14 protein-coding genes are annotated in these 22,947 nt (G+C 48.8%); 12 read left to right on the top strand and 2 right to left on the bottom strand.

From position 1 onward, the window contains the following. Nucleotides 1-6: 6 nt before the first annotated feature. From J2X05_RS01460 to J2X05_RS01445, 4 genes are all read left to right on the top strand, one after another. On the top strand, nt 7-1,653 hold the full coding sequence (locus tag J2X05_RS01460; RefSeq protein ID WP_310067722.1) for a carbohydrate-binding protein: 1,647 nt from the start codon (nt 7-9) through the stop codon (nt 1,651-1,653). 234 nt (nt 1,654-1,887) lie between these two features. Then, a complete protein-coding gene (locus J2X05_RS01455) occupies nt 1,888-2,415 on the top strand; it encodes a glutathione peroxidase (protein ID WP_310069425.1) in 528 nt (175 codons plus the stop codon). Between the two features lie 594 nt (nt 2,416-3,009). Continuing rightward, nucleotides 3,010-6,171 carry a TonB-dependent receptor gene (locus J2X05_RS01450; protein ID WP_310067720.1) on the top strand — a complete coding sequence of 1,054 codons (3,162 nt, stop codon included), beginning with the start codon at nt 3,010-3,012 and terminating at the stop codon, nt 6,169-6,171. A gap of 75 nt (nt 6,172-6,246) precedes the next feature. Then, nucleotides 6,247-8,850 (top strand): hypothetical protein, encoded by a 2,604-nt coding sequence (locus tag J2X05_RS01445; protein WP_310067717.1) that lies wholly within the window; start codon nt 6,247-6,249, stop codon nt 8,848-8,850. Between the two features lie 509 nt (nt 8,851-9,359). Here the strand turns inward: J2X05_RS01445 and J2X05_RS01440 are convergent. Beyond that, on the bottom strand, nt 9,360-12,821 hold the full coding sequence (locus J2X05_RS01440; RefSeq protein WP_310067715.1) for a hypothetical protein: 3,462 nt from the start codon (nt 12,819-12,821) through the stop codon (nt 9,360-9,362). A 345-nt stretch (nt 12,822-13,166) separates the two neighbouring features. Between J2X05_RS01440 and J2X05_RS01435 the strand changes: the two genes are divergently transcribed. Further along, nucleotides 13,167-14,360: a class I SAM-dependent rRNA methyltransferase gene (locus J2X05_RS01435; RefSeq protein WP_310067712.1), complete on the top strand. Its 1,194-nt coding sequence runs from the start codon at nt 13,167-13,169 to the stop codon at nt 14,358-14,360. 42 nt (nt 14,361-14,402) lie between these two features. Here the strand turns inward: J2X05_RS01435 and J2X05_RS01430 are convergent, their stop codons facing one another. Beyond that, nucleotides 14,403-15,056 (bottom strand): histidinol-phosphatase, encoded by a 654-nt coding sequence (locus tag J2X05_RS01430; protein ID WP_310067710.1) that lies wholly within the window; start codon nt 15,054-15,056, stop codon nt 14,403-14,405. Nucleotides 15,057-15,290: 234 nt separating this feature from the next. Between J2X05_RS01430 and rppH the strand changes: the two genes are divergently transcribed. The 7 genes from rppH (at nt 15,291) to J2X05_RS01395 (ending at nt 22,940) form a co-directional block, all read left to right on the top strand. Beyond that, on the top strand, nt 15,291-15,806 hold the full coding sequence (gene rppH, locus J2X05_RS01425) for an RNA pyrophosphohydrolase (protein WP_310069422.1): 516 nt from the start codon (nt 15,291-15,293) through the stop codon (nt 15,804-15,806). A 67-nt stretch (nt 15,807-15,873) separates the two neighbouring features. Continuing rightward, nucleotides 15,874-18,144, top strand: coding sequence for a phosphoenolpyruvate--protein phosphotransferase (gene ptsP / locus J2X05_RS01420; protein ID WP_310067707.1), 2,271 nt, complete (start codon nt 15,874-15,876; stop codon nt 18,142-18,144). A gap of 79 nt (nt 18,145-18,223) precedes the next feature. Then, complete coding sequence (lgt, locus tag J2X05_RS01415; protein WP_310067705.1) at nt 18,224-19,060, top strand: prolipoprotein diacylglyceryl transferase; 837 nt, start codon at nt 18,224-18,226, stop codon at nt 19,058-19,060. A gap of 31 nt (nt 19,061-19,091) precedes the next feature. Next, a complete protein-coding gene (locus J2X05_RS01410) occupies nt 19,092-19,931 on the top strand; it encodes a thymidylate synthase (protein ID WP_310067702.1) in 840 nt (279 codons plus the stop codon). A gap of 52 nt (nt 19,932-19,983) precedes the next feature. Further along, entirely contained in the window at nt 19,984-20,493 is a 510-nt protein-coding gene (locus J2X05_RS01405) for a dihydrofolate reductase (protein ID WP_310067699.1), read from the top strand. 288 nt (nt 20,494-20,781) lie between these two features. Further along, nucleotides 20,782-21,564 carry a DUF3450 domain-containing protein gene (locus J2X05_RS01400; protein ID WP_310067697.1) on the top strand — a complete coding sequence of 261 codons (783 nt, stop codon included), beginning with the start codon at nt 20,782-20,784 and terminating at the stop codon, nt 21,562-21,564. Continuing rightward, nucleotides 21,561-22,940 (top strand): MotA/TolQ/ExbB proton channel family protein, encoded by a 1,380-nt coding sequence (locus tag J2X05_RS01395; protein WP_310067695.1) that lies wholly within the window; start codon nt 21,561-21,563, stop codon nt 22,938-22,940. Before J2X05_RS01400 ends, J2X05_RS01395 begins: the two co-directional genes overlap by 4 nt. Nucleotides 22,941-22,947: the final 7 nt, after the last annotated feature.

Below are 22,947 nucleotides of genomic sequence, written 5' to 3'. Positions count from 1 at the left end.
ACAATAATGAACTTTATCAACTTTAAGGCATGGCAAAGCCGCTGCATGGTTGCGGCCAGTGTGCTGGCATTGTGTTTAGGAGCACAACCCGGTGTTGCCCAAACGGAACAAATTTTATTTGATGATTTTAGTTACACCACAACAACACAGTTAACCAATAACGGTTGGCGTGTGCGCACATGGGAAGGCGGCCCAGGTTTGGCGAATGGAACCTGGAGCACTAACAATATTTCTTTTGTGACCGACCCGGCAGCGCCAGCCAATAAATTTATGCGCTTGAAGGCGAACACCAATATTAACGGTAGTACGATTGTCAATAATCGTTCCACTACCGGGAGCGTGTCGCAAGCGGAAGTGGCACGTGTCGAACAAATTTATAAAAATGGCACCTGGGCAGCGCGCATGTATTTTAACGATGCACCCAGTACCGGTCCCGATGGTGATACCGCGATCGAAACTTTTTTTGGTTTGACGGATTACATTGAAGGGGCGGAGCCTTACAGCGAAATCGATTTTGAATACTTACCTAACGGCGGGTGGTGGACCGGTTCGGCAACACCGAGTATGTGGTCTGGCACTTATCGTATTGTCGATTGGTCGGATGAAAGTAATCACGGTGTTACGCGCACCCAGGGTAGTTTGCAAGGTTGGCATACACTGGTGATGCAAGTGCAAGATGGGTTGATTTCGTTTTATATCGACGGCGCTTATCAAACATCATTTAGCGGTGCAGTGGCACCGGATTATCCGATGTATTTAATGTTCCAATTGTGGTTTAGCAATGATTGTTTTGATGCGGCGTGCAATACCCGGGGTTACATCAACAACAGTAACTATCGCGAATATTTTGAAGATGTAGACTGGGTTTATTTTGAAAAAAATAACCAGGTTCCAGCAACGGAAATCCCGCAAAAAATTGCCAACTTGCGCGCGGTGGGTACCAGCTACGTGCAAAATATTAATGGCAACAATACCAGTTCAACCCCGGCTGCATCCTCGCGTCCGAACAGTTCCAGTCGCTCCAGTGTGGCGGTCAGTTCCAGCAGTTCAACTGCAGCTGGGCAACAATGTAATTGGTGGGGAACAATTTACGCTATCTGCACCAACATCAGTTCCGGTTGGGGTTGGCAAAATAATGCGGACTGTGTGGGTATCCAAACCTGCCAAACATTATCGCCACCTTACGGTGTTATGGGTGCAACTGCTTCAAGTAGTTCGCGCTCCAGTACACCGCTGAGCTCCAGCCGCGCTTCATCCAGTACACCCACAGCAATTTCCCGGTTGATTCAAGCTGAATCCTATTCAGTCATGAGTGGTGTGCAGCTCGACGTCACCAGCGATGGTGGCGCAGGGCAATATGTTGGTTGGATTGATACGGGCGATTGGATGTCTTACGCCAATATCAATTTCCCGAGCAGTGGTACCTATAAAGTGGAATACCGTGTGGCCAGTCTAAGCGGTTCTGTTTTATCGCTGGATTTGAATGCCGGTGCAATCCAGTTAGGGCAAGTGGCTATTCCGGCAACTGGCGGTTGGCAAAACTGGACGACTGTTACGCACAACGTGAATGTCACGGCGGGCACTTACAGTCTCGGCATTTATGCTCCGCAAGCTGGTTGGAATATCAATTGGATACGCATTACTAAAATTTAACGCTGTTGTTTCACTTTCGGTTTATCTCCTCCCCCGGACTTTGCGGGCCTGTTTACAGGTCCGCTTTTTTGTTTTTCTATTTTAATTGTGTGTTATCGGCGCGCCGTCACACTCGTAAGGATTGGTTAAGCGGCCGCGCTTACTCTTTTCTCGCATCCAAAAAAGCATACACTGCGTAAGTTATTCACCTACTTGTATAGTGAGGAATCTGCCGTGAAATCATTTATTAACCCTATGGTTACCTTCTTTGGAGTTGCTATGGTCAGCTTGGTTAGCGCTGCCGCATCCGCCTGCCCGGATTATATGAAAGGCGAATATCGTAAATTGCATTCAAAAGATTCTGTCGATATTTGTGCACTGATGGAAAACAAAACGGTGTTGGTGGTGAACACCGCCAGCCACTGTGGTTTTACCTCCCAGTTTAAAGAGCTGGAAGCACTGCATAAAAAATACAAAGACAAGGGTTTGGTAGTGGTTGGTTTTGCGAGCGATGACTTCAAGCAGGAAGATGCCGATGAGGAAAAAGCCGCTGAAATTTGTTATCTCAATTACGGTGTGACCTTCACCATGCTCTCACCCACCCATGTGACCGGTGAGAAGGCGAATACCCTGTTTAAAGCGCTTAATGCGCAAAGTGAAGAGCCAAAATGGAATTTCAATAAATATCTGGTCGGTAAAGACGGTAAGGTAGTTGAGCATTTCGGCAGTATGACCAAGCCGGATTCACCCAAGCTAGCGGCCGCGATAGAGCAGTTGCTGTGAGTGCCCTTATCGCCTGACTTCCGCAGCTAGATCCCGCCCCCAAACCCGGCATTGCCGGGTTTTTTATGCCCGACTTTTGATCATACATCTGCAAAAACAAATGAAACCGTATTCTTTTTTAGATTTCTTTAGTTGTCGTCAAATAACGCTTATTACTTCTTTCTAGCATTTTTGCTTGGAAATTCTGCTTATTTATTCTTTTTTTGAAGTTTTTAGGTGCATATAACCCTAATTCGAATCATTTTTAGACTAAAAAATAGAATTAAGTACGTTTTAATCAATTAAGCCTCAGTAATGGCGAGGTTTAATTTGGTGTAACCGGTCACAAATTCAGCTTGAAACCGATTACATTTTAATACATCATCTCTGTCATAAATTCACACCAATAAATGTCATTAATAGTATTTATTTTCAATATTGCAGAACTAAACACAATAAATTTAAGCAATTAGAGAACATTCGCGCTGTAAACAACCAGGGTATTTCCCCGTTCCGCCTTCCTTCATGGATGTGCGGTGAGAGCTGCATCCAATGCGCTTTCGCACAGCGTTGCCCCCGATTTTTATAAAAGATAACAACACGAGGAAGCTCAAGATGATCAAACCTAGCGGTATCACCACCAGAAAAAAAGCTCTGGTTCTGGCGATAGGCTGTGCACTTTACGGTGTACAGGCATACGCACAGGAACCGGCAGCCGCAGCAACCAGCGATGAGCAGGTTGAAGAAGTGATCGTAAAAGGCGTGCGCGCATCGCAGGCCAAGGCGATTGATATCAAACGTAATTCGGCCGTAGTCGTTGATTCGATTGTGGCAGAAGATATTGGCAAGTTGCCGGATACCACCATCACCGACTCGCTACAGCGTGTGACTGGTGTGCAAATTACCCGTGAGGCCAATGAAGGTACTAGCTTGAACGTGCGTGGTATGCCGCAAGTGTTGACCACGCTCAATGGTGAGCAGTTCCTGAGCCCATGGACAATCACCGGCGTGGGCGCTAACTACTCGGATGTACCGGCCGGTTTAATTTCTGGTGCTGATGTTTACAAGTCCCAATCTGCCAATTCGTTGGCCGGAGGCATTTCCGGCTTGGTGGATTTGAAAACCCTCAGCCCATTAACGCTAAAAGATTGGATGGTGCGCGCTCGAATTGAAGGCTCCATGGGTGATATGTCGGATAAGGAAACCAACAAAGACGGTTCAACCAGCACACGCGATCCAGACCATAATGTCAGCATTTTTGTGGGCAATAACTTTGATGATGTCTTTGCGTTTACGCTCTCGGGTTTTAACTCAACAACATACAATGCCAATTACTCAATGTGGGAAAATGCGCGCTTGGCATTTCTTGATCAGCGAGGAGGGACTCCGCGTGACCCGCTCGACTTTGATGGGGATGGAGACAAAGTCGGTGACTGGTATTTAACGCCTGAATCTTTCAGCGCAAAAAGCAATTACATGGACCGCGAGCGTGAAGGCGGTGCATTTACGTTTGAATCCAATATTGCAGAAGGTTTTACATTGCGCGGCGATGTGTTCTATACCAGCATGGCGCAATATGATCGCGGTGTGAGTGTTGGTTTTAATGCGGCCACGAATCCTAATTATTACGAGGTCAACGGTGTTCGTGCTCCGCGCGAGGGTACCAACGATCTTTTGATTGGTTACGATGAACAGTTGTACAACGTACTGCTGCCCGGTAGTGAGTTTGGCGATAGCATCGATTTCAGTTACGTTGACAAAAATGGTGTAACTCAAAACCGTTCTCTGCACGCATTAAACGTTGCGCGTATCGATGCGGCTGACTTTCAAACCAGTTCCACCAACGAAAGCAATCGCACAGGTGCGCTTAATACAAACCTGCAGTTGAAATACACCAATGGTGACAATTTTGATGCGAGCGTGCGTTACATTTATGCAGAAGCTGAAAAACATTATCGCAAAGCCACCTTCCAACAGGGTACTCCTGCGTGGTTGTGGGTAGACGAAGATGGTATTTCTGGTAAAGATCCGCTCAATATTTATAGCGTCACGGTAGATTATTCACGCGATGTTCCTTCGTTTGTATTTGATGATGATCTTTCCAACGCAAATTTATTAAAGCAGTACCAAGGTTTTGCTGACGGCAGCGATACCAATGCCACTCTTAATGTCGCTCGCGTTGATGCAAAGTTTTCATTTAATGATAATTTTTGGGAATCTGTGGAAGGCGGATTGCGTTGGGGCGAACGCCAAGCGGATTACACCAAGTTTTATTACGTGACACCAACAGCTCGTTACTCCAACTGGGATGATCCTCGTGTTCCCGTTGATAAGCGCTACAAGTTGAGAACCGGCAATCAGATTTGGCAAAAGTATCCTGAGTGGCGCAAATTTGAATTCGCGGAAGAACCAACAGGCTTGTTGGATAATGGGCTGGTAGATAATGGTTTCTCTGCGGCTAATACCACAGTGTTCACTGACTTTGGGCCCATTAAAGGATTTGAAGGTGGCGTTTCATCTCTGGATCCGTCCGAATGGGATAACCCTCTGGCATTCCTCAATAAGTTATATCCTGGCACTAAAACAGCGAACGACCCAGGTTATACCTACGACGTAACTGAAGAGACAGCGACTGCATTCGCGCAATTCAATTTCAATAGTGAAGAAGGGCTTGCCGGAATTCCTTTTAAAGGTAATTTTGGTGCGCAGTTTATTCGCACTGATCGCACTGTAATTCGCGCAGTGGTTCCAGATGTATTAGATAAATATAACTCCATAGGTTACGACGATTGGCAAAAAATTGCGTTTGTTGCTGAAACCGCCACCACTGAGCATTCATTTAATGATGTATTGCCATCATTCAATCTGAACTTTTTCCCGCAAGATGACGTTGTCGTTCGCATGGGTGCATCAAAAACTACATCGCGCAATGATTTAAACAACGTGGGCTCTGGTCTGGTGCTTTGGTATCAGCAGTGCGACAAGTTGGATGAAAACGGTAAGCCTATCCAGATCCCAGTTGGCGGCGGTCAAACGCGCAATGAATCGGTGAGCTGTGTGGGCGGCGGCAATGATGACGGTAATCCCTACATCAAACCCTGGTACGCAAATGTCTATAACACATCAACTGAATGGTACTTTGATGAAAACGCCATGCTGGCTGCGGGTTTATTCCTGATTGAAGTGGAAACATCCACCGAGCAGACGCAAGAGATGCGCCCATTTACAGATGGAGATGGTATTGATCGTGGCCGTACAGCCAATATTTATACCACTAGCAATGTGGGGGCCTCTGATCTTTACGGCTTTGAAATGGGATACAAGCAACCGTTTACCTTTTTGCCGGGTGAAATTCTCAGTTCGACGGGGCTTGAGTTCAACTACACCTACTCAAAAAGTAAATCTAACAACATTGATATTGAAGGCAATGCCTTGCCTCTGCCGTCAAACTCCGAACATCAGTCGAACTTAATTCTCTGGTATGACCGCGATGGCTTGAACCTGCGTCTGGCTTACAACTGGCGCAGTGAGGAGTATCTCGGGCGTGTCGGTTTGAATACCAATGCTGCAGAGCTCAATTTGGGCAACTGGTTGGAGGCAACCGGTTATTTGGATTTCTCCGCAAACTATTGGGTTAACGATCATCTTGAATTCAGTTTCAACGGTGCCAACCTGACCGGTCAAAACCGCAGAAGTTACGCGCAAATGGCGGATCAGTTCCAGTCTCTTTGGGTGCAAGAGCGCCGTTATACCTTGGGTATGACTGTAAAACTTTAATGAGTGCCGTCGCAAAAAATAAATCAAATGCGCAATTAAATACGGCAACCTTTTAAAACAGTTTGGAGTTTTATTATGAAATTTAAAATTAGTTACATGGCGCTCTTTATGAGTAGCTTGCTGCTGCAGGCTTGCGGTGGCGGCGGTTTAGCGGGTGACGAAAAGGACAGTACTGATCCATTAATTCCCGAGCCAGTAGTCGATGATGGTTCTGATCGTCCTCGCCCCTCTGAATCCACTCCGTTTATGAAAGCGGATGGTTGGATGCTGAAGGATGTTTCCGGGCAGCCTGTTTTTCTACGTGGAGCCAATATCCTGTTTGGTGACAATCCGTTGGAGCGGATTAAGAATATTACACCAGCGGCAGAAATTGGCTCTAACGTTGTGCGTTTACAAGTAAAGAAAACCACGCGCAAAGAAGAGCTGGAAGGCGCACTGGTGGACATCATCGGTAAAAATATGGTGGCACTGATTACTTTGGTCGATGATTCATTGACCTGTAAAGATGATGCCGATGAGCTGGATAAAGTCGTCAGCGATTTGTGGTTGGGGACTTGGTTGGAAGTAATTGCACAAGACCGCTTTCAGCCACATCTCATGATTAATGTTGCTAATCAGTGGGGCCCCAAAAGTGTGTTCACTGAAAACACTGTCGGCTACGGCGATTATATAGAAGCGCACAAATTGGCAATCCGGGAATTCCGTAAGGCCGGCTTGAAAGTGCCTTTAGTGATCGACGCGGCGGGTTGCGGTCAGGATTATTATTCCTTTACAGCTGGGCGGGCGCGCGAGCTAAAAGCTGCAGACACCCAAGGTAATCTGGTGTTATCAGTGCACGGATTTGGCGAAACCTGGAATAGCGATGACAAGGTGCGCACCGCGATGACCAGCTTGGCGAAAACCAATATGCCGATTGTGATGAGTGGTTTCGGTGGCTCTGCTGTTGCGCCCCAAAATGAGGTTGATCACCTGGGTATTATGAGAAAGGGCTATGGCGATGGCGGTATGGGCTTTTCTATCCCTTGGCAATCTGCGGAGGATAAAGCGGCTTACGCTATGACACTGGACACACCATTGTTTTTGCGCGGTGCAAGCATCCGTACCGATGTGTTTATTCCAAAAACCTATGTCGACAACGGCAAACTCGGCATTGTCATGTACTTAAAAGATGCCAATGGACGCTACGCCAATACCGGGTGGAATCAGGCAAGCAGCATGAATTTTGATGCATGGAATAAATTGAATTTTAAATTGACCAGCGTCGATTATCTAAAAGGCATAGGTGCTTACGTCGAAGATGGTTTTGATTTGACGGCGGTACAAAAAATCGGATTTGAAATTGTTGCAAATGGCAAGCCAGTAGATGTAAGCGGCAATTTGATATTCGATAATCTCACTGTATTCCCAGGCATCCCTCCTGTATATATCGCTAATTTTGATGCGAGTAATGAAGAGTGGGAGGCTCATTGGGGTCCATTCACCACGGCTGCTGCTGATGGAAAGTTAACAATCCTACCAACCGGCGGTGGCGATGGTGCGATAGATCTGCAGGGCTGGAAAGCACCAAGCCTTTATTCAATTCCGCTAGACACGGCATTAGAGGTAGTTTTGCGCGTTTACGTCCCTGCATCTTATTCAGCTGAAAGTAATGCTTGGTTGAAAATATTTGGTCAATTCGGTGCGAATTGGGAAATTTGGAAGGATATCCCTGCGCAAAGCTTTGCGAGCCTTACTGTTGGTGCTTGGAATACTGTGAAGTTCAATGTGGATTTCAGTGATGCTAGCCCAGCGCAAGCATTTGGTATTCAGTTGGGCGGCTTTAGTGGCGCTATGGCAGAGCCTTTGCTGGTAGATTTTATTGAGATTAATGATCCCAATAAGAAGAACACAAAGATTATCAATGCCCAGCAGTTAGCGAGTGCATTCGATGGTGACGCAGAAGCCTATTCCGTCATTTGGGATAAAATGGCGTCATTGGCAGTGGTTGATGGTGTGCTGGAGGTTCGCAATACCAATACCGGTGGTGATGCAGATGTTGCAGTTGGTAAAGGCGATATCAATAGTAAGAAATTGAATTTGGCTGGCCCAGTGACCATTAGGGCTAAAGTCTTTGTGCCTGCTAATCTTGCGGGTAACACGGATTTCTTTTTTAACTTCTTTATGCAAGATGCAGGTTGGAATCATTTCTCCTTCCCAACCATGACCATCGACCAATTTACTCCCGGCGAATGGACTGAAATCGAAATTGTTGAAGATACTTTTAATCCCAATTTCAACCGATTGGGCAATCTGCAACACTTCGGCTTCCAATTTGGTGGTCCCGGTGTAAATGCCACTATAAAAGTGGATGATGTGCAAATTTGGGGTAACGTTGAAGTTGAGGATGCCCAGCCTATCCTAACGATAGGTTTTGAATCCCAGGCAGAGGTTGATGGATTCAAGTTCGATTATGCTGGCGGTGCTTTGAGCGAGGGAGTATTGGCTGGGGCAAATACAAAAGCTTGGACTAATAGTACTTTGCCATTCGGGTGGATTGCTAACAGCTGGATCGGTAATGGCGGTTACGACATGTCATTATCGGAAAGCGCATTAGATTTAACAGCGAGAGGAGAAGACATTGTCAACGGAGAATACGGTATTGAAGCGACTAGTATTCCCGTCAATTTTGTAAAACCCTAAGTTTGTCATCTTATAAAAATTGGCCCCATAGCGGGGCCAATTTTATTTAAGCTATAAGTGCTTCCCACCTACGCCATAATCAATCACGGCCAGATCAGTATTAGTTTTCGGTGCAATTTGTTTTTGCCAACAATACTATCGCCCCCGGCATTTGAATTTATTTGTCAGTTTTACTTCCTCGTACTAAAGCGTTTTGATGTTTGCTCGGAGTGGCCTGCCGATGGTGCGAGTCTTGCCTGCATCGCTACATAGTATTTCATGCCACATATTCACTGATACTGGCCTCTCTTCGCCTGACCTTTGAATACATCCTTTTAACGCATCACTTACCGGTTGACTTTTATGCAATTGAGTTGAGGCTGGTCTTGTTAGCGGAAAGCTATCTGTGCTGATGCTTTTCGGAAGTGATCTAGCGCAGGAAAACGCAGTGCAAGAAAAACAAAACCCCGCCTTTTAGGGCGGGGTTTGTTGGTGTTAACACCCCGAATTGGGGTATTGATGGAGCCAGGTTACAGCGAAGTTACGGTTGATGTGTATTCCGCTGGCGGGCGACCGGGTGCTGTTACAACCAGTTTGAACTGGCCCGAAGCCGCAGCTGCATCCCTTTTCACCACAAGATCGAAAGTGGTCGGGCCAGTTACATTGTCTGCTACGGTTACTGCTGTTGGGCTCAGTGTTACTGTTGCGCCCGTCAGATTTGTGCTATTGACGGTCACTGTTGTGCCAGCGGGCATGCTATTGCCATTGGTGTCACGCAGAATGATCGGCAATGTCTGGATAGAGTTTGCTGCCATGTCGATATTAGCCGGTTGGCCAATTAGTCGGTTCCCTGTTGTGTCTGCTACACCAGTACCCAGAACCAGCATGAGGTCTTGGCGTACAGTTACACTGTTGCGAGTACAGGTTGCACCTGTTGCTGGGCAGAGCGCGCCGTCGTAAATACCATTGCCGGCTGTTCTTACGCCATCTTTAACCAGAGAATTGCCAGGCCCAAAGATATCGATAAAAACTTCACCTAGGTTGTAGGTATTGTCTCGGTTGCTATCCAAATAGGCTTCGCCTAAATCATCACACGCCGTGGCGGGGTCAACCAATGTAGGTGTCGGTACATTGCGAGTACAGGTACTACCGCTCTCAGCAAAGGTGTCATTGGCGTCATAGGTGCCATTGCCGTTGGTGTCAACAAAGCTCTCATTACCCAAGGCGGTTGCCAAAATAGTCACTTTGCCTGAGGAAGGTCTTGGGTTTTGATTACGCCAAATTACTTTACAAGTACTGAATTCATCAGTAGAGCAGGCACTGTCGATTATACCGCCTGAGGTCGTAAAGCTGACTGAGGTATCTTTGGGAACAGGGTTGTTAAAGGCGTCTGCCAACCGAATAACCACTTCCACTTCAAAGCCTTCGACGTAAATCGGCACATTATATTGTGAGGCTGAAATTGACATACTGTCCTGATCTGGAATGCCAGTAGAAATAACCAGTCCTGAAGATTGCGTCGAAATTGTGGTGCCGCCAGATTCGGTTGATGCGGTGACGCGCACGGTGGTGGTAATAGTACCGGCTTGCACGCGGGCGCTGACTATCCCTGAAGCATTACTGGTCGCTAAAACCTCTTGAGTGCAAGTACCTCCAGCAATCAGGCATACACCGCCGACACTGTTGTTTAAGGTAAGTGTTACCGGAACGCCAGACAGTGGTAATCCGTTAGGGCCATTCACGATAAAGCGTACATCCGACGTTTCTACGCCGCCGCCGCCTTTCAAGCTGATTTGAGCTGGATTAGCGCGGTCAAACACGATGTTCTGTGCAGTGGCCACTGTTATGTTCAATGTGGCAGTAGCGGTATTGACCTGCAGACTGGGCAGCGTTGAGGTAGCAGTAATTACGTCCGTTCCAATACAGCCATTCGCTTTGTAGAAAAGTGTGGCGCGACCGGTTTGGGTGCTAGCTGTACTTGTGGGCTGACCACTGGAGTCAGTCAGAATTGCAGTGCCATCGCGCACACAGGGCGAGGTGAATGTCGCCGTCGCGCTTCCAGTAGTGAGGTTGCCATTGCTGTCAACAAAACTGACCGAGAGACTGGTTGAGCCTCCCGGCGGCAGCACGGCATCCTCTATTCCTACATCTACTTGTCCAACCAGGAAGGTTGCACCACTGCTCTTACCTATATATACGGCTGCAGTATTCTCCAAAGGTCTTGGAATCAAGCGAGTGCTGAAGCTGTAGGATGTGCCCTTGGGGGAGGTAACTACTATATTGAAGCTGCCGCTTGGGCGTTTGGTTTCACTTGCTTTTAGTGTCACGGTGAATGAGGTTGGGTTCAGGGTGCTAGCCACACCGGTAGTCATGCTTTGATTGATAGTCACATCACTGGCAGTGCTAGTACTCAGGGATACCGTGGTTCCCACTGGCATCGCATTACCATTGATATCTGCAAGGGTGACCGTAAACATGGTGGTTTCGTTGGCGCTTAATTCTATTGCTTCAGGTTGTCCCAGCAGGCGGCCATTTTGTGTCATTGGTTGTTCGCTGGACATGGACAGTACTATGTCCTGACGGATGGTTACCGGTTGTTTGGTGCAAGTTGAACCCTCTGTAGAGCAGAGAACGCCATTGTAAATACCGTTCTCAATATTGCGGCTCCCATTCATGTTGAAGTCTACATAGTCTTCCGCACTTGCACCTGTATTGAAGTCGCCATTTTCATTTTCATCGAGATAGGCCTCGCCCAAGTCGTCGCAAGGCTGGTCGTTACCACCTGGAGTTGCTTCCGCAGTTGATAGGGGGACATTAGGACTGCAGCCGTCAGTAAAACTATTGAAAATATCGGTATTAGCAGTGTAGAGGCCGTCACCGTTAACATCTTTAAAACTTTCATTACCTACAGTAGTGGCGAGAATGGTGACTCTACCATTGCTCGGTCTTGGGCTTTGGCTTTTCCAAATGACGGTACAGGTGCCGTTTATCGTGGTGCAATTGGTATCGATCGATCCGCCTTCAGTTAAAAATTGAACGGATGTACCGTCTGCTGGTGGGTTGTTAAATGCATCTGCAAGACGGATGGTAATGTTTACTGGCTCGCCGTCATAGTCCCAACCTGGAGGGTTAAAGCGTGAAGCTGAAATCGACATACTGTTTTGATCCGGCATGCCGGTTCCGATCGATAATTTATTTGAGCGAGCGGTAATGTTTGACGCGGGGTCTGTGGCGATGACTTCAACTGCAGTGGGAATTGTGCCTGCTTGCACTACGGTAGATGCATGGCCTGTACTATCCGTAGTTGCTGTGGCGGCAGTGAGTGCAATGCCGCCAAGCTGAGTGCTCAAACTGAAATTCAGGGGAATGTTTTTGATTGGTGCGCCGGTGCTGCCTTTTACTAAGAAGCGTACGGTTGATGTTTGTGCTCCGCCGCTATCCTTGAGGAAAATCTTGCTGGGGTTTGCCTCGACAAAGCTGATGGACTGCACGGTATCCTGTGCGACTTTGACGGTAACGCGAGCTACCTTGGCTACGCCGCCGATAATTGCCGTGGCGGTAATCTGATCATCACCAACGCAGCCCTTTGCTGCATACGTAATACTCGCTTGACCTATATCGGTGGTGACCTTGTTGGTGATTTCAGTGCCTTGTGACAGCACGGCTTCGCCTGATGCATAACAGCCAGAATTGAAAGTCACCTGGATGGGCGTGGTTACAAGCGTGTTGGTGCTGCTGACAATATTAATTGTCAGAGTGGTGCTTGCACCCGGCGCGAGGTTAGTGTTGCCGGCGCCTATTGCCCCTTCGGTAAAACTGCTACCGCTGCCGAAACCAATCGCTGTGGGATCGGTTGTACTTACAGACCCTGAGCTGGCAGTGCTTGAGTTCCCAGAGTTAAGAAGCGGCGAATCGCTGCCACCGCCGCAAGCAGAAAGTAGCAGGCTGATGAACGCTGCACTGACAATCGTCGTCGTTTTTAGAGTATGCATGATGTCTTCCTAGGTTACCGACCGCCGTAAGTTGATTATAAGGCGGCGGCTGGTATTGAATTCGATGGTATAAATGGCATAAAGAATCTGCGCTAAGCTGTTGAGCTTATTGGGACTTATGGCCACAGCTAACGTTAGCTCATATCTTTTCAATGATAAAGTGCCAAGCGCTCAAAAAACGCGCTTCCGCAGCCAAATCACCCGATATTTGTGCGTTTCTTAGCATTTTCCTTGGCATTTCCGACTTCCTTTCGGTGCATTTTGCAGTTGGCGCATTTTTAATTCTGTGTCCCAGTCGCACAAGGCTTATAATCCGCGCACTTTTTTTGCTATGTGAGCCTTGCCATGACACTGCCTATCCTTGTTCTTAATTCCCAAGCGGATCGCCGCCTAAAATTGGGGCATTTGTGGATTTACAGCAACGAGGTGGATGTCGCCAAATCGCCGCTTAAATCTTTTTCAATGGGGCAGCAGGCGCTGGTCACAACTAACAGTGGCAAGCCGCTCGGTATCGCACTAGTCAATCCCAATGGACTGATCTGCGGCCGCTTGGTCAGCCGCGATGAAAAGTATCCGCTCAATAAATCCCTGTTGGTGCACCGTATAAAGCAATCGCTCGCGCTGCGCGAGATGGCATTTGATGAACCTTTTTATCGTCTGATCTATGGCGATGCTGATCTTCTTCCCGGGTTGGTGGTCGACCGTTTTGGCGATTATCTGGTGGTGCAGATTGCCAGTGCGGGTATGGAATTGGTGAAGGGTGAGATAGTTGAGGCGCTGGTGCAGGTGCTGAATCCGCATGGCGTATTGCTCGCCAATGAGCACAGCGCGCGTGCGCTGGAAGGTTTGTCGGAGTACACCGACGTCGCCTACGGTGAAGTGCCTGAATCGGTGGAGTTAGTCGAAAACGGTACACGTTTTATGGCGCCGGTGCATGGTGGGCAAAAAACCGGTTGGTTTTACGACCACCGCATGAACCGTGCATTGCTGCAGCAATATGTGCAAGGCAAGCGGGTATTGGATGTGTTTTCCTATATCGGCGGCTGGGGAGTGCAAGCGGCTGTGGCGGGTGCGAGCGAAGTATTCTGTGTAGATGCATCGGAATCGGCGACTGATGCAGTATTGGATAATGCCCAGCTTAATGGTGTCGCCGATAAGGTTGCGGCGATTCAAGGCAAAGCCATCGAAGTGTTGAAAGAACTGATCGCCAGTGATGAGCGTTTCGATGTGGTGGTGCTTGATCCGCCTGCATTTATCAAAAAACGCAAAGACCAAAAAGCGGGTGAGGCGGCTTATCGCCATATTAATGAGTTGGGGATGCGTTTGTTGGGGCGCGACGGTTTGTTGGTTTCAGCATCCTGCTCCATGCATTTGGGTAAAGATACCCTACTGGAAATTGTGCGCGCATCCGGCCGTCACTTGGATCGCCATGTGCAGATTATTGGGCAGGGCGGACAAGGGCCGGATCATCCGATCCATCCCGCTATTCCTGAAACCGATTATTTAAAAGCAGTATTTGCGCGCGTTTATTTAGCCTAGCCAAACCCAGACCTGCGTTTCCACTTCTCACAATAAGCCTGCCTAGCGCAGGCTTATTGCTTTCCAATTGCGCTCGCGGGCGATAGAGCTTAGCCGCACGTCGGCATCGACTACTACCGGATGGTCAACCTGCTCCAGCAGGGGTAAATCGTTAATCGAGTCGCTGTAAAAATAGGCGCCTTCCAGCGAGTGATGGTTGTGCTTAAGCCACTCGTTGAGATGGACAATTTTGCCGGATTGGAAACAGGGCTCGCCCACATAGTTGCCAGTATAGCGACCGTCAACCACCTCCGGATCAGTGGCAAGAATGTCATCCACACCCAAATATTTGGCGATGGGGCGGGTCACAAAACCGTTGGTGGCGGTGATGATCAGCAAATGATCGCCCTGGTTGCGGTGGTGTTGCAGCAGTTCTTCTGCCTTGGGTAGCATCAATGGCTCGATATGGTCGCGCATAAATTCTGCGTGTAATTTTTCCAGTTCGTCCATGCTGTGGCGAGAGAGCGGCGCCAGCGAAAACTGTAAATAGGCACGGATATCGAGGGTGCCATTTTTGTAGTCGGCGTAAAAGCCATCGTTCGCCTGGCGGTAGATTTCAGCATCTACCAACTGTTTTTCCACCAAAAAGACTCCCCAGCTGTGGTCGCTGTCGCCTGCCAGCAAGGTGTTATCGAGATCAAAAATTGCCAGTGCCACGGTGGTTCCCTATATATATGAAGTAAGTGTTTGCAGGAGTTGCTGCAAAAGGGGCGCTAGGATAACGGCAGTGGCGAGCGCGCTCAATGAAAACCATTTCCGAGATTCAGGGTTGCGGGTTTGGGTAAGCCTGATATAGTGCGGAAAACGCTGTTTTGTGGAACATGTCCGCTCTTTCATAGCTGGAGTTTTGTTTTCTGCCGCAGCAAAACCTTTTATATGGACAATTCCCCCGTGATAGATTCAGACGGATTCCGCCCTAATGTGGGCATTATTTTGACCAACGATCAGGGTCAATTGCTGTGGGCCCGGCGTGTTGGTGGTCAGGATGCCTGGCAGTTTCCGCAAGGTGGTATAAACCCCAATGAGACGCCCGAGCAAGCTCTTTACCGCGAGTTGCATGAAGAGGTTGGCCTGCGCCAGGAAGATGTGCAAATACTCGCCTGCACCCGTGGTTGGCTGCGCTACCGTTTGCCGCATCGTTTGGTTCGCCATAACTCTTTGCCGCTGTGTGTGGGGCAAAAACAAAAATGGTTTTTGTTGCGCATGTTGAGTGACGACGCCAAGGTGAGCCTCAATAATGGCGGTCGTGCCGAGTTTGATGACTGGCGTTGGGTCAGTTATTGGTATCCGTTGGGTAAAGTCGTCTCCTTTAAGCGCGATGTGTACCGTCGTGCGCTTAAAGAGTTGTCATTGTTTCACGCGCATTTGGAGGATCGCAGCGCCCGCGTTCGCTCGCCCCATAATTAAAGTAACTGTAAAGAAAGCACTTATAATCCCAACCATATCCACCTGACAGGCTTGATCACCAACCCCTATGTTAAATTCACTCCGCTCCATCGTTCTGGAAGTAAACGCCGCACGCGATATGAAAACCGCGTTGGCGATTATTGTTACGCGAGTAAAGCAGGTGATGGCGACCCAGGTGTGCTCAGTCTACTTGCGCGATGCCAAGGGCGATTATGTGCTCATGGCGACCGACGGCCTCAACGCTGATGCGGTTGGGAAGGTGCGGCTGGCGGCTGGTGAAGGTTTGGTTGGGCGCGTGGTTGTGCGCGAAGAACCGATCAATTTGGAACACGCCGAAGCGCATCCAAGCTATCAGTATTTTCCCGAGACTGGCGAAGAGCGCTATAGCGCCTTCCTCGGTGTGCCGATTATCCACCATCGCAAAGTGCTCGGTGTGCTCGTTGTCCAGCAAGTCGAGCAGCGCCGTTTTGACGAGGGAGAGGAGGCGTTTTTAGTCACCATGTCGGCGCAATTAGCGGGTGTGATTGCCCATGCTGAAGCGACTGGTGGAGTGGTACCGGTGGGCGCCAAGGCAACCCAGGCGAAATTTATCGGCGTGTCTGGCGCATCGGGTATTGCTATCGGTGAAGCGGTAGTGATTGCGCCATCGGCAGATTTAAGGTCGGTTCCCTATCAGGCTTGTAAGGATGTTGAGGCCGAAATCGCTTTCTTTCACCGCAGCCTGATGGCGGTGCGCGACGATATTAAATCTTTGGGTGAGCAATTAAAGGCGCGCATTAACCGCGAGGAGCAGGCGCTGTTTGATGCCTATCTCGCCATGCTTGATGATGCTTCCCTTGGCGGCGAAGTAACTGATCGTATTCGCAAAGGCGCCAACGCATCCTATGCCTGGAGTGAGGTGATCCTCGAGCACGAAAATATCTTCAATAGCATGAATGATCCCTACCTGCGCGAGCGGGCGACTGACTTGCGCGATCTGGGGCGGCGTGTGCTGGCGTACTTGCAGGAATCCAATCAAAAGACGCGTGTATATCCCGACAAAACCATCCTGATCGGTGAAGAGCTGACTGCATCAATGCTGGGGGAAATCCCCAAAGAAAAGCTGGCGGGCTTGGTGTCGGTGCTGGGCTCCTCCAACTCTCACGTTGCGATCCTGGCCCGGGCGATGGATATCCCCACGGTGATGGGCGCGGTGGATTTGCCTTTTACCCAAATCGATGGGCGTCCAATTATTGTAGATGGTTACAAAGGCACAGTTTACTGTGATCCCAGCGCACAATTGCGCAAGCAATACAAAGCGATCTTCCTTGAAGAACAGGCATTGGTTAAAGGCTTGGAGGCGCTTAAAGATCTCCCCTGCGAAACCAAAGATCGCTACCGTTTACCGTTGCACGTCAACACCGGTCTGATGGCTGATGTAGTGCGCTCGCTTGAGCGCGGAGCTGAAGGCGTGGGTTTGTATCGCACCGAAGTGCCGTTCCTATTGCGTGATCGTTTTCCCAGTGAGGAAGAGCAACGCGCCATTTATCGCGAGCAGTTGGAGGCATTTGCGCCCCACTCGGTGACCATGCGGACCCTCGATATCGGCGGTGATAAAGCCTTGCCTTATTTCCCGATTGAAGAAGACAACCCCTTCCTAGGCTGGCGCGGTATCCGCGTCACACTGGATCACCCGGAGATTTTTCTCGCGCAAATTCGCGCCATGATCAAGGCCAGTGAAGGTTTGGATAATCTGCGTATCCTGCTACCGATGATCACAAATATGCAGGAGGTTGATGCATCCAAGGCGCTGATCCAGCGCGTACATAAAGAGTTGCTCGAAGAGGGCTACCGCGTGCGCAAGCCGCAAATCGGGGTGATGATCGAGGTGCCTGCAGCGGTATATCTTGCGCCGGAGTTATCGCGCCGGGTGGATTTCCTCTCGGTCGGTAGCAACGATCTCACGCAGTATCTGCTGGCAGTAGACCGCAATAATGCGCAGGTAGCGGACCTCTATCAAGCCTTCCATCCTGCTGTTCTACGCGCGTTGCAATATATCGTTTATGCAGCGCACGATGCCGGCATCAGTGTTAGTATCTGCGGCGAATTGGCGGGTGATCCGGGCGCTGCCATCCTGCTGATGGCAATGGGATATGATGTGCTGTCGATGAATGCCACCAACCTTCCCAAGGTCAAGTCGGTTATTCGCGGTATAACCTTCGAGCGAGCCAAACAATTGCTTGCGGAAGTGATGCGCATGTCCAATGGTGATCTTATTCGCGACCATATCGCGCGTGAGTTGCGTGAGACAGGGTTGACTCGCCTGATCCGTCCGGTTGCTTCAGATGCAAATGAATAAATATAAATGTCTTGGGTGGGTCACAATTCCGCGCCATAATCACCGCCCACTGAGTTGGCTGTTTCAGGTTTAACCGCTTATGTTGCAATACCCGGATTTAAATCCCATCGCTTTTACTATCCCTATTGGCCCCATATCGCTTGGCGACATGACTATCGGGCCGTTCAATGTGCATTGGTATGGGATTATGTATCTGCTGGCGTTTGCCAGTGCCTGGTTGATTTCCATGCATCGTGCCAAGGCTCCTGCTGCCACTGTGAACAAATCCCAAGTTGAAAATCTCATCACCTATGGTGCTTTTGGAGTGATACTCGGCGGTCGCTTTGGTTATGTGATGTTTTACAATTTTGAAGAATTCCTGCGCGATCCTCTCTGGCTGTTCCGCGTGTGGGAGGGTGGCATGTCATTTCATGGCGGTTTGATCGGTGTGATAATGGCGATGATTATTTATTCCTATCGCATCAACCGTTCGTTTGTCAGTGTGATGGATTTTGTCGCTCCCATAGTCCCACTCGGTCTGGGTTTTGGCCGTTTGGGTAATTTTATCGGTCAGGAACTCTGGGGTCGTGTTAGCGATGTACCTTGGGCAATGGTATTCCCGAAGGCGCTGCCGGAAGGGCTGGCGCGTCACCCGAGCCAGTTATACCAAGCTTTCCTCGAAGGTCTGGTGTTGTTCGTGGTTGTGTTCTGGTTCTCTGCCAAACCTCGCCCGCGGGGCGCTGTGTCAGGCTTGTTCCTGATTGGCTATTCGATTTTCCGCTTTGGCGTTGAGTTTGTGCGCGAGCCAGATCTGGGGGTCGCCCTGATCGCTGGCATGACTCGAGGTCAATTGCTTTGCGTCCCCATGTTCCTGCTCGGTGCAGGGCTGCTGGTGTGGGCTTACGTCTTTGCCCCGAAATCCGCCAAGAACCCATAAGGTCTGTTAAATTTTTGGTACAGGTTTGTGAATGAAGCAATATCTTGATTTGATGCGCGATGTAGTGGAAAACGGTGTTCAGCGCGGCGACCGCACCGGCACAGGGACGCGCTCAGTCTTTGGTCGCCAGTTGCGTTTTGATCTCAATAAAGGCTTTCCCCTGGTGACCACCAAAACTGTCCATCTGAAAAGTGTGATTGTTGAATTGCTGTGGTTCCTGCAAGGGCGCACTGATGTTAGCTGGTTGCAGGAGCGGGGGTGTAACATCTGGAATGAGTGGGCCACCGACTCGGGCGATTTGGGGCCGGTCTATGGTAAGCAGTGGCGCAGTTGGGCGTGTCCAGATGGATCGACTATCGACCAGATTTCCCAAGTGATTGCCCAAATCAAGAAAAATCCCTATTCGCGTCGCTTGATTGTCAGTGCTTGGAATCCGGCTGATTTGCCGGATGAGTCGATGAGTCCCCAGCAGAATGTCGAGCGGGGGCGAATGGCGCTTGCTGCGTGCCACACCCTGTTTCAGTTTTATGTGTCCGAGGGTAAGCTTTCGTGCCAGCTTTACCAGCGTAGTGCTGATCTGTTTTTAGGGGTGCCGTTCAATATTGCCAGCTACGCACTCCTGACCCATATGATTGCCCAGCAGTGCGATTTGGGTGTTGGTGATTTTGTGCATACCTTTGGTGATTGCCATTTGTACAATAACCACATTACAGACGACATAGTTTACGAACAATTAACGCGCGAACCTAAAAACTTGCCTACACTTACGTTCTCGCGCAGGCCGGACACCATTTTCGGCTATGAATTACAGGATTTTGTGTTTGACGGTTACCAGCCCCATCCGCGTATAGTCGCGCCTATTGCTATCTAGTGGTGTTTTGGTTGTTGACGAATATATTAGAAGGTAAAGGTGAAGGCTCTGCATGAAATTGGCCATCATAGTTGCGGCAGCCAGAAATGGTGTTATCGGGTGCAATAATCAATTGCCCTGGCACCTTCCGCAAGATCTAAAGTATTTCAAAGCGGTAACACTGGGCAAGCCAGTTATCATGGGGCGTAAAACCTATGAGTCCATCGGTAAGCCTTTACCGGGACGCACTAATATAGTGATTACCCGTAACAAGGATTGGGTGGCTGCTGAGGGAGTAATTGTTACCAATAGTTTAGAGCAAGCGCTGCTTGAGGCGCAAAAAGTGCGCGGCTCCACGGTTTCGGATCTCGATGAGGTTATGGTTATTGGCGGTGCAGAAATATACCGTTCAGCGCTGCAATTTGCGGATCGCATTTATCTGACGCGTGTTGATGTCGAGCCGCAAGGAGATGCCTTTTTTGAGGCGCTGGATGAGGCGAAATGGGGCTTGGAGTCATGCGCGGCGGGTGATGTGGCTGCGTTAGTACCACACGAGTTTTTAGTGTATTCCCGGATTGCGTGATAAATGATCGCTAATAACTAAAAGTTTTGTTTTAAATGTCTTTTTCTGGTTTGTTTTTGATGTTTTTGTTTTTGTGTTACCGGTGCACTTATTAAAAGCAGTAATGTGTTACCAAGTTGATACCTTAATACACACGTGGAAGGTTGTAGGATAAATCATTGGAAGTAGGTCATGGCGCTTATTACAATGCCGCCGTTCTTAGCCGCCTCGAAGAGGCTACGTGGATAACGCGTCTGTGGCAGCTTGTTGCCGCAAACTCACTTGATTGAACACCCAGTTGGGGGGATTATGAAAAAGCAGCGATTGAAAGCGGTGGCTCTGACCACAATGCTTTCTGCCGGCGCGCTAATGGGTAGCGTTGCCATGGCAGATCAAACTCTGGATGCAGTACTCCAGGCAGGTCAAGCCAAAACTACTTTGGCGCAAGACTCCCAGAAGCGCATTGATAGATTGGCTCAGGAAACTGACGATCTGGCGCAACAATTCAAACAACAAAACAAGCTGATCGACGATCTCCGCGTGTTTAACGCCCAGATGGAAAAGCAAGTTGCCAAGCAGTTGGTTGTGGTCCAGGAGTTGGAGCAATCAATCGAGAAAGTAACTGTTATCGAACGTCAAATTCAGCCGCTGATTTTCCGCATGCTCGATGGTTTGGAGCAGTTCGTGAATCTGGATAAGCCATTTTCATTGGAAGAGCGTCAAGCTCAAATCGCAATGCTGCGTGCTAACCAAGATCGTGCTGATATCTCTGTTTCAGAGAAGTTTCGTCAGGTGCTTGAGGCCTACAAAATTGAATCTGCTTACGGCAGCACAATTTCTGCATACAAAACTACCCTTTCACTTGATGGTCAGGATCGTGAAGTGAGCATCCTGCGTGTTGGCCGCATCTCTTTGATGTACCAAACAACTGATGCACAAGCCAGTGGTTATTGGGATGTTGCCCAAAAATCGTGGGTTTCATTAGATAGCTCTTACAATGCGCCGATTTTGAAAGGTTTGAAGATTGCGCGTGACCAAGCTACCAAAGATATTATGACTATGCCCATTCAAGCACCGGAGGCAGCACAATGAAAATGAAGTTTGTTAAAAACTGCCTGATGCTTGCCACTGTTGGTCTATTGAGCAGCAGTTTTGCTGTGGCTCAAGAGAAGGCTCAAACGCTTGATCAACTGTTGGATATGGTAAAAAAATCTCAAATCAGTGAGTCTGCTGAGCACAAGCAACGCGAAGCTGAATTTGCTCGCGATAAAGCTGGTCAGGCTGGTTTATTGGCGCAAGCTAATGCTACTCGCCAAGCAGAAGAGAACCGCTCTGTTGCTTTGGAAAAGAAGTACGCCGAACAGCAGCTCTTGGTTACTCAGAAAAAAGCGCAATTAAATGAGCGTTTGGGTTCAATGCGTGAACTCTTTGGTCATTTGACTTCAACTGCTGGCGATTTGCGCGCAACACTTGAGACTTCTCTGGTTAGCGCCCAATACCCTAATCGCGGTGACTTCTTGGATGCTTTGATCGAAAAGATGAATGGAAGTACTCAACTTCCTGACATCGAAGAGATTGAGCGTTTGTGGTACGAAGTTCAACGTGAAATGGTAGAAACTGGCCGTGTTGCGAAATTCAACGCAACAGTAATCAAACCAAATGGTGAGCAAGCGGAGCAAGAAATTGTTCGTGTTGGTACTTACAATCTGGTTTCAAATGGTACATACCTCACTTACGACGGCAGAAAAATTGAAGAGCTTGCGCGTCAGCCAGACTCAGCAATGCTTTCTGCCGCAGCAGCATTGCAATCTGCTACTAGCGGTGTAGTAGATTTGGGTATCGACCCAACTGGCCCTCTTGGTGGTCAGTTGCTTGGTGCCCTGATTCAGAAGCCAACCTTTATGGAATACCTTGATCAAGGCGGCTCAGTAGGTTGGGTAATCGTATACGTAGGTATCTTCGGTATTTTGCTTGGCTTCTGGCGTATGCTGGTTCTCTTCGCTATGAGTGCAAAAGTAAAAGCTCAACTTAAGAATGTGAGTAACCCAAGCACAAACAACCCGCTTGGTCGCGTATTGAAGGTTGCTCAAGAAAACAAAAATGTTGACCCTGAGACTTTGGAGTTGAAGCTCGAAGAGGCTGTTTTGAAAGAGCGTCCTTCGATTGAAAGCGGCTTGGCGATTATGAAGATTATTGCTGCTGTAGGTCCGTTGCTGGGTCTGTTGGGTACCGTAACCGGTATGATTACAACCTTCCAGGCAATCACCATTTTCGGTGCTGGCGATCCTAAAAACATGGCAGGCGGTATTTCTGCAGCATTGGTAACTACCGTACAGGGTCTTGTTGTTGCTATCCCAATGGTATTAATGCATACCTTGGTTAATGGTCGCGCCAAGTCAGTGATTCACGTACTCGATGAGCAGACTACCGGTATTATTGCGGAAAATGCTGAGCGTAACGGCAAGTAGGAGATAA

Source organism: Cellvibrio fibrivorans (assembly GCF_031457055.1).
Lineage (GTDB): Bacteria > Pseudomonadota > Gammaproteobacteria > Pseudomonadales > Cellvibrionaceae > Cellvibrio > Cellvibrio fibrivorans.
The sequence above is the reverse complement of the archived record's forward strand: the minus strand, read 5'-3'. Positions and strand labels throughout refer to the sequence as shown.